This window comes from Paenibacillus taichungensis (genome assembly GCF_003287275.1).
Classification (GTDB): Bacteria; Bacillota; Bacilli; order Paenibacillales; family Paenibacillaceae; genus Paenibacillus; species Paenibacillus taichungensis_A.
Window position 1 is genome coordinate 182,879 of sequence record NZ_QEVW01000019.1, and the last position, 9,275, is coordinate 192,153.

6 protein-coding genes and 1 rRNA gene are annotated in these 9,275 nt (G+C 43.1%); 3 read left to right on the forward strand and 4 right to left on the reverse strand.

What is annotated here, in order from left to right; translation table 11 throughout:
• Positions 1–25: 25 nt before the first annotated feature.
• The gene (locus DC345_RS26035; protein ID WP_113055683.1) at positions 26–1,246 is read left to right on the forward strand and encodes an MFS transporter; all 1,221 of its coding nucleotides are present in this window, start codon (positions 26–28) and stop codon (positions 1,244–1,246) included.
• 98 nt (positions 1,247–1,344) lie between these two features.
• Here the strand turns inward: DC345_RS26035 and DC345_RS26040 are convergent, their stop codons facing one another.
• The 3 genes from DC345_RS26040 to licT all read right to left on the reverse strand — a co-directional run bounded on the left by DC345_RS26040 (position 1,345) and on the right by licT (position 5,744).
• Positions 1,345–2,754: a glycoside hydrolase family 1 protein gene (locus tag DC345_RS26040; protein WP_113055684.1), complete on the reverse strand. Its 1,410-nt coding sequence runs from the start codon at positions 2,752–2,754 to the stop codon at positions 1,345–1,347.
• Between the two features lie 42 nt (positions 2,755–2,796).
• Positions 2,797–4,698: a beta-glucoside-specific PTS transporter subunit IIABC gene (locus tag DC345_RS26045; protein ID WP_113055685.1), complete on the reverse strand. Its 1,902-nt coding sequence runs from the start codon at positions 4,696–4,698 to the stop codon at positions 2,797–2,799.
• Positions 4,699–4,883: 185 nt separating this feature from the next.
• A complete protein-coding gene (gene licT / locus DC345_RS26050) occupies positions 4,884–5,744 on the reverse strand; it encodes a BglG family transcription antiterminator LicT (protein WP_113055686.1) in 861 nt (286 codons plus the stop codon).
• Positions 5,745–6,055: 311 nt separating this feature from the next.
• On the opposite strand from licT, the gene DC345_RS26055 reads away from it, so the two are divergent.
• Positions 6,056–6,223 (forward strand): DUF3934 family protein, encoded by a 168-nt coding sequence (locus tag DC345_RS26055; protein ID WP_064642109.1) that lies wholly within the window; start codon positions 6,056–6,058, stop codon positions 6,221–6,223.
• A 180-nt stretch (positions 6,224–6,403) separates the two neighbouring features.
• On the opposite strand, the gene DC345_RS26060 is transcribed toward DC345_RS26055, so the two are convergent.
• Positions 6,404–8,167: a methyl-accepting chemotaxis protein gene (locus DC345_RS26060; protein WP_472924297.1), complete on the reverse strand. Its 1,764-nt coding sequence runs from the start codon at positions 8,165–8,167 to the stop codon at positions 6,404–6,406.
• Between the two features lie 1,015 nt (positions 8,168–9,182).
• Here DC345_RS26060 and DC345_RS26065 point away from each other — a divergent pair.
• Positions 9,183–9,275, forward strand: a 16S ribosomal RNA gene (locus DC345_RS26065); the annotation flags it as partial.

Genomic DNA, 9,275 nt, shown 5'->3' on the forward strand with positions numbered 1-9,275 from the left:
TTTGACAACTACGGAGGATGGAATCATGGCATTACTTACACGGAACAGGGGCGCATTGCTGCTGTTAATGTTTAATATTTTTCTCGTTTTTACAGGTATAGGTCTTGTGGTACCTATTATGCCTGCGTACATGGATCTACTGCATATCACCGGGTTCACGGTTGGTTTGCTGGTAGCAGCATTCTCCTTCACGCAGTTTCTGTTTTCTCCAGTTGCGGGCCGTTGGTCTGACATCTTGGGACGTAAAAAAATTATTGTTGGCGGTATGTTAATCTTTGCTGTATCGGAGTTTATGTTTGGTGCTGTGAATGCACCATCGCTGCTTTTCGCAGCCCGGATGCTTGGGGGAATCGGTGCAGCTATGATCTTCCCGGCAGTTATGGCATATACCGCAGATATCACGACAGAAGAAGAACGCGGTAAAGGCATGGGATTAATCAATGCCGCAATTACTACAGGATTTATCATTGGTCCGGGGATCGGCGGGTATATCGCTGACTTTGGTATTCGGATTCCTTTCTATGCCGCAGGTATTGCGGGTTTGCTGGCATCTATCATTACGTTGATTATTTTGCCGGAGTCGACCAGAATTACCGGAGAGCAAACCAAACCTGTTGCGGGTGCAACGAAGGTCAAAAGCCCGGGCATGGTTTCCCAGTTGCTGCATTCGTACCGGGAGCCTTACTTTTTCAGCTTGATTATCGTGTTTGTTATGGCATTTGGTCTGGCGAACTATGAGACGGTATTTTCACTGTTTGTGGATCACAAATTTGGCTTCACCACCAAGGATATTGCATTCATTATTACGTTTGGTTCCATTGCAGGAGCCGTGGTGCAGGTCTCACTGATTGGCTGGCTGTTAAACCGGTTTGGTGAGAAAAAAGTCATTTCGGTCTGCTTGCTTTTTGTAGCCGTATTTGTACTGTTAACCTTGTTTGTGAACACCTACTGGATGATTCTTGTCGTAACGTTTATCGTTTTCCTTGGCATGGATATATTGCGTCCGGCAATCAGTACGCAGATGTCCAAACTGGCGGAAGAACAGCAAGGCTTTGTGGCCGGATTGAACTCAGCCTACACAAGTTTGGGCAATATCGCAGGTCCAATTGTAGCGGGAGCACTGTTCGATGTGAATATTAACTATCCTTATGTTTCAGCAGCTGTTGTTCTGGCAATCTGTTTCCTGTTATCTCTGCGGGTGTTAAGAGGAGTTAACTCTACAGGCAACGCCAAAGCAGAAATGTAAGCCTGATTTGAATAAGAATGCGTGAGTGAACCAATACAAAAAGCCAGTCGGATTACACATGAACCATGTGTAGCCGACTGGCTTTTTATTTTACCGTATTAACGGACTTCTCCATTGGTTTCAATCAGTTTTTGATACCAGTGGAAGCTCTGTTTTCGGATACGTCTTAATTCCTTGATATCGAATTCTTCCCGATCCACGTAGATGAATCCATAACGTTTGCTTGATCCCTGATGTGTGCTGACCAGATCAATCGCAGACCAAGGGCAGAAGCCGAATACATCTACACCGTCTGTAATAGCCAGTTGGATCTGTTCGATATGTTTATTGAAAAACTCGATGCGGTAAGGGTCGTTGACCACGTCGCCTTCCTCCAGTTTATCAAATGCACCCAGACCATTCTCGGTAACGATCAATGGCAGATGATAACGGGAGTAAATCTGACGCAGGGTAGAGCGGAAGCCGACCGGATCAATTTCCCAACCAAATTCAGTCTTTTGCAGATTTGGATTTACAGATCCTCTATATGCGCCGGGTTCACCTACGATTTCGTGCTGATCTCCTGTATGTGAGAAGTCATTACCATCGTTTAGACTTTCACCAACGGTTTGGGAAGTATAGTAGTTAAACGCAATAAAGTCAGGGTTTCCTTGAGCCAGGATATCCATGTCTCCATCTTCAATGACAGGGGTATATCCTTTTTCTTCGAGATAACTCCAGGCAACATGATTGTAGCGTCCATATACCGCCATATCGAGATAGAGCCAGTTGCGAATGGCAGCATAGTTATCAGCAGCGAGCGTATCTTCCGGTTTGGAGCTCGCAGGGTAGATAACACCGATATTGGGAGCTGGGCCGATTTTGGCTTCAGGCAGCATCTCATGACACAGGACCATGGCTTTGGCTTGAGCGACCAGCATGTGGTGATTTTGCTGATACAGTGTTTTTTGTGGATCAACAAGCGTTGTATCCAGTGTACCCAGCGAGCCAGGATGCAGGATCAGCATATTTTGTTCATTGATGGTCAGCCAATATTTAACCCGGTCACCGTAGTTCTCATAAAGAGTTTTGGCATATTGTTCAAAGGCATCTATCGTTGCGCGGTTGGACCAGCCGCCTTTTTCTTCAAGCGCATAAGGAAGATCAAAGTGATACATGGTCACAATGGGTTCAATACCGTATTTAATTAACTCATTAATGAGAGAATCGTAAAATGCCAGTCCCTTTGGATTTACTTCACCAGCGCCTTGCGGATAGATGCGAGTCCAGGCGATGGAGAAGCGGTAGGCTTTGAAGCCCATTTCGGCCATCAGGGCCACATCTTCTTTGTACATATGATAGTGATCACTGGTTACCTTGAAGTCGGTTACGCCTTCCACATGATTGCCCATGTCGATGACAGAAGGGCCTTTGCCATCTTCATTCCAGGCTCCCTCAATTTGATAGGCAGAGGTTGAACCTCCCCAGAAGAAATCTTTAGGAAATGGTTTCAGTTGAGTATGTTTCATGGTTAGTTCCTCCTAAGTTGAATTCGTATAATATAAGTTGGGTCAGACAACGAGAGTCAGTAGGACATCATTTTTCTGTACCTGCTCTTGATTCGTTTCGAACACATCCACTTCTTGCTGTGTTAGGGTAACGATGACAGGGGTTACGGTTTCGTATCCTGCTTCCTTGATCTTATCGATGTCAAACTGGATCAACAGATCGCCCTGTCTAACGATATCGCCTTCCTGAACGACAGGATTAAAATGTTTTCCCTTCAGCGCCACCGTGTTAATACCAATGTGAATCAAAATCTCGGTACCTGTGTTGGTCGTTAAACCAATGGCATGTCCAGTTGGGAAGAGTGAAGTTATAACACCATCCACCGGAGCGACGACTTCACCAATCTCAGGAACAATCGCTAATCCTTTGCCCATGGCACCTGTTGAGAAAGCAGGGTCATTAATAGTGCTCAAGGCGACAGCTTTACCTGTAAGAGGACTGTAAATTTGCTCCTTTTTGATTTCAGTTGTTGTTTTTGCCTCAGGTACGACAGAAAGTTCTTCCGGTGTGCTTTCAGTCGATGTATTGGAGACAGGTTCATTTGTTTCGGAAGTTGTGTCTTTGGTTTTGCTTTCATATCCGAACATCACGGTCAATACCGCTGCTACCGCAAAGGAGCAGGCAATCGCAATCACATAGACAACCGTTGGTGTATACACAGGAATGGCAAAAATATTGTGGAACACATAAGCAGTCATTTTAACGCCAAAGTGACCATTAATCGCACCGCCGATCGCACCTGCAATGACAACGATAGGAATCACTCGTTTATAACGCAAGATCAGACCGTATACGATCGGTTCAGTTACACCTGCAAGTAAACCGGTAAGGCTGGTGGAGCCTGCAAGGGTTCGCAGGGTTTTGTTCTTTTTGGCTTTCAGGAAAATACCGAAGGCTACACCGATTTGTGCAAACACGGCTGCAGCAGCCATAGCTTCAATTGGATCGCCGCCAATCCCGATATTCTGAATCGTGATAGGTGTGAAGCCCCAGTGGAGTCCGAAGACAACCATGAAGGTCATGAATCCGCCCAGTACAATTCCTGACAAAATGCCACTGACGCCAATAAGCCAAGTTACGCCGGAGGAGATCCAGTCACCTACCGTAGTACCGAATGGTCCGAAGGCCATTGCGGACAAAGGAACCATAATCATCAGAGCAATCATCGGTACCAGGAACAATTGCAGGTCTTTCAAAATGATTTTCTTGAGTAACTTATCCAGAACGGCGTAGATGCTGATTGATATGAAGATTGGGAATACGCTGGCTGAATAATTCATCATGACAACCGGTATGCCCAGGAACGATACATCCGAGCCTTTATCCATCAGTCCGGTGAAGTTCGGCTCCATCAGAGCGGCACCAATTACACCGGCTACATAAGGATTGGCTTTCAGTTTCATACCAAGTGTGATACCGAGGAAGATTGGCAAGAAATAAAAGACGGCGTTGCCGGCAGCAGATAGAATCAGGTACGTGTCACTTGTATCAGACATCCATCCGAGCATGGTCAGGACAGTCAGCAAAGCTTTTAACATACCTGAACCTGCCATGGCCGGGATTAACGGTGAGAAACTTCCGGATATAATTTCAAAAACTTTGGATAAAACCGAGGTTTTTTCTCCTTTGGACTCAGCGGATGAGGAAGAATCTCCTCCAAAATCTCTGTTCTTCATGATCTCTGCATATACATGAGCCACATTGCTGCCAATGACGACCTGGAACTGTCCACCGCTTTCGACAACGGTAATGATACCATCGTGTTTCTCGAGCGTTTCGCGTTCTGCCTTTTTCGAATCCTTTAGATCGAATCTCAGGCGGGTTGCACAGTGGACAAGCCCGTTGATATTGGCTTCTCCGCCGACGAGGCGAACGATGTCATCCCCCATTTTTTTATGATCCATGTTCATTCTCCTTTGTTGTTAAGATTGCCTGAAAACAAAAAAATACCTAAACGAATGGCTATGATCATCGGAAAAAATGACCCGTTGCCAATCATTTAGGTATCGCCTGCTTTACCAGTAACAATCCTTGTCGTTAAGTTGTGAGACCTACTATAAATGACGCCGAAATCGTTTGCAAGCTTTTTTTATTCAGCGTCCAGCATTTCGTTGCGGGAAGTGACACGGTGAATATGGATCGTCAAATACACTTTTTCATCAATAGACATGGCGCTTTCAAACTTCTCTTCAAGGTATTGATTAATCAATTGTGTGCACTGAAAAGCCTTGGCATATTTGTCTTTAACCTGCTCATACAGGAAGTTATCGCCCGATGCAAACTGCTCCTGCTCATTACTCAGCATTCTCTGCACAAAGTATTGAAGATGGGTAATAAACCGGGAATAATTAAATGAATTTTCATCCAGTGTGATGTGGTAATGATTGGTGACAATGTTGAAAATATCATCAATAACCTCGGTAATTTCAACCGTTTGTTTCATACCCTGACCGTCTTGCCGGGCGTTGACAAAGTGCATGGCAATAAAGCTGGCCTCATGCTCATCCATTTGGATGCCGAATTGTTCCTGAATCAGATCGACAGCATTCATGCCGATCCAAAATTCTTTTTTGTAAAATTTCTTGATTTGCCACAAAAGGGAATTCTTTAGTCCGACGGATTTGCGGTACCTTGTAATGGCGAATTGAATATGATCAATCAACGAAATATAGATATTATCACTAAAAATATCGCCCATTTCCTTTTTGGCATGGCCTACAATTTCGTCAGCCAATTTTAAATATTCAACCGATGTTTCACCGATCAGGTCAATCAATTTTTGCGGTATTTTATCCGATTTCAGCACAAAGGTTTTCTCGATTTTATCCTCATCCACGGGCTGTCCATTTTTCTTCTTAAAACCCAGACCGTTGCCGATGACAACAAACTCTTGGCCTACCTGATTCTCGGCGCGAATGACGTTGTTGTTGAAAATCTGTCGGATGATCATGTATGTGTTCACCTCAATAGCTCGTAATAATAACAAAAAACCCAAACAAAGGCTTATTAGACAGCCTTTTGTTTGGGTATCGCCTGCTTACCAGTAACAATCCCGAAGAAGACGGAGCTTCCTCTTTCAATTATGTCCACTATACCGCTTTCATAACAGAATAACAATACAATGATTTATGGAAATGAACGTAAAGACGTCAATTTTTGTTATAATAAGAAAGCTGGAAGTGAATTAGATGGGCTGGGTTGCATAATAAGTTACCGAGGACGGTCATTTTTAAGCATATACAGGATTATTGGAGTGATAACATGAGCAAAGCAAAAGGAAAAGGCGGCACCGGCCGTGGTACTGGCAAAAAAGGTTGGAATCGTTGGCAAGCCGCTGCTAACCGAGCGAAAAGTGCTCCGAAGCCTTATAAAAGTAAAGGCACAAAGAATAAAACCGATGCGGAAACGCCAAGTGACAAGTCCGTGTAAATGGGCACGAGATAGAGTAGAGAAGGGATCTGACCTGAATAAAGGGATGGTCTCTTTTTTATTTTGTCGCAAGCGCATCAGTTTAAACGAATACAAAAAAACCAAGAGCAGGAATTACCCTCAAGCATCTTGGTTTTTTGATATTAACGTTCTTATTGTTTACTCACTTGGTATTCAACTCTAGTTAGCTCTTACTTTGAAGAAGGAGATCAGTTCTTGCAATTGGCCCGATACAGCCGAAAGTTCATCAGAGGCAGCAACAATGGAAGCCATGGATGATTCCTGTTCGGCAATGGATTGCTCAATCTGTTTGCTGCTATGTGCTGCTTTGCTGACGCTCGCAGACAACTCATCCGCAGTAGCGGACATTTCCTGTGTGCTGGCGGATATTTCTTCGGTTGAGCTGGAGATATCCTGAATTTGGTTAGCGACTTTGTTCGTAGCTGTCAAAATATCTTCAAAGAATTGCCCCGTCTCCATAGTGACCTGAGATCCCTTCTCCACTTCTTGGGAGCCAAGCTGCATAGCTTCTGCGGATTGAAGGATATCGCGCTGAATGCCGTCAATTAAGGTACGGATCTGTTTGGCAGAATCCTGGGACTGTTCAGCGAGTTTGCGTACTTCCCCTGCCACCACCGCGAACCCTTTTCCTTCCTCACCAACACGAGCCGCCTCAATGGAAGCATTCAGGGCGAGCAGATTAGTCTGATCTGCAATTTGCGTAATCATATTTACGATGCTGCTAATTTCGTTGGAACGACTTTCCAAAGACTGTATCGATTCCGACGTGTGTTTCACAGCACCGGAGATCAGTCTCATCTGCTCAACCACTTGTTGCATAATCTCATGCCCTGAATTGGAGCGTTGTTCCATGCTTAATGCTTCATCCGCTACATCTGCAGAACTGCTGGCAATCGTCTGCACAACGGTAGACATTTCTGTCATTGCTCGGGCACTTTCCACGCTCGCCTGATCCTGCGAGCGAAGGCCGTGAGAGATGTCCCGGATATTGCTGCTGATCATCTGGATATTATCATTATTTTTCTCGGAAATATCTAATAATTTCTTGGATGAGTCAGAGAGGTGATACGAAGTTGTTTGGACTTTGTACATCGTGTCATTGAATCGCTGAATCATCGTATTGAATTTTTCATTGATAATTCCCAGATCATCCCGTCCGGTTTGGATGGTTACATCCAGATTGCCTGCGCTTGCAGTCTCAATACCTTTCATAAGGTCACGGATTGGCTTAAGTGTTTTCTTCAATAGAATGTACTGCAGTACCATAAACAGGATCAGGAAACCGATAAGGAAAATACTACTGTATGTAATCAGCTTATGAAGTCCTTTTGGAACTGCGTTTGCATCAACGTCGAAGTAAAGTGCAGCGTACATTTTTCCTTCGGCATTTTTAATAGGGTACATAATCGTAGTCCAAGTACCGTATTCGTCCGTATAAAAGCTACTTAATGCGGCCTCGTCGTCGTTTTTCATACCTTTAAGAGCTATAACATTTTTCTGTGGTAATGGATACATTGAACCTGCTGCCATATTGCTTTCTTCGAAAGGTCCCAACAAATTAGTAGGGATCGCAATGATGGACGTCTGATTTCCTTCCTTCAGTTCGGTGCCAAAGATATAGGCTTGTGCAATATTAGGATATAGCTCGTGGATAGAATCCAGGTAATCTCTTAATTCCTTCTGAACAGGTCCAGAATAACTTTTCTCTTTTACTGCTTCAAGTACTTTGTCTGTATCCAGATCATCAAACCATTTCTGTGTTGTAACTTCCGCCTGCTCATACAATTGTTGACTCAAAATATTCTTTTGCAGCTGATATCCCGCAGTAATCAGAATAACCCCAATCAACATAATGCTGCCGAATGAAATAACGAGATTTTTAGCAAAGAAGGGAAGAGTACTCCACCTTATCTTATCTAACAACATAGTTCACTCCTTTTTCTAATTGTGACCATCTGGATGCGTGTTCGCTCTACGTATGGTACTTTGTATCCATGTGATATATCGTAATAGGGTTAGACTAATGTTAGTTTTTGAGTGAAAATGATGCTTTAGTACCAAGGTTTTCAGAATTTCTCTCATTTCTTTCATTATTGTGTTCATAAATAAATAATGCGCAAATTCATAGGGGTAATTTCATTTAAAGATTGGAGAAATTAAATGCCCGAAAGAATGTGGCCCCTTCATTTTAAAAGGTGAATTGTGCGTAACATGTATATACATAAAGGAAAGAGGGATATATGTTGAAATAAAGCTATGCGCATATATGAACTACATGAATACGCAAAAATGACTCTAAATGAGGCTTTACAAATATCGGAAAGATCACTGAATGATATCCTGTTACTGTAATGAGAGACAGCAGTATATAGATGAAGCTAACTTAATAACCTATGACATTAATGAAGAAAAGTTTTCTCGGCACTACGAAACAAACTGTTCATTAGAGCTTAGGCGTTAGGATTATAACGGATATAGACTGCCCATAAAACTCAAAGAGCGGTTCTGTAGATTCCGTTAGCTTAACAACTGCTGGAGTGCATTTATATTAGGAGAGTAGATCAACTCAATGTGAATAAAATTAATTTATATTATGGGTTGTAATTAGTATTAGAACATGATATATTATTAATCCGGCCAAGAAAACACAAGAAACACGGTGCGGCAAGCGAATGAAATAAGCTTCGAAAGAAACTTAAAAAAAGAACTTGCAAAGTTGGTTCGGATGTGATAAGATATAAAAGTTGCTGAGGTGAACAACACACAGCAATGAAACAAGTTTGATCTTTGAAAACTGAACAACGAGTGAGTAACGATCTTGCTTGCAAGATCGACGCTGAGAAATCGGTACAAGTCTTCGGACTGTATGATTTCGAAGCATAAATGAGATTTTTAATCTCGTCAGTTTCAAAATGAGCTTATCGCTCTTTTCAATACTTTATTGGAGAGTTTGATCCTGGCTCAGGACGAACGCTGGCGGCATGCCTAATACATGCAAGTCGAGCGGACTTGAAGAGAAGCTTGCTTCTCT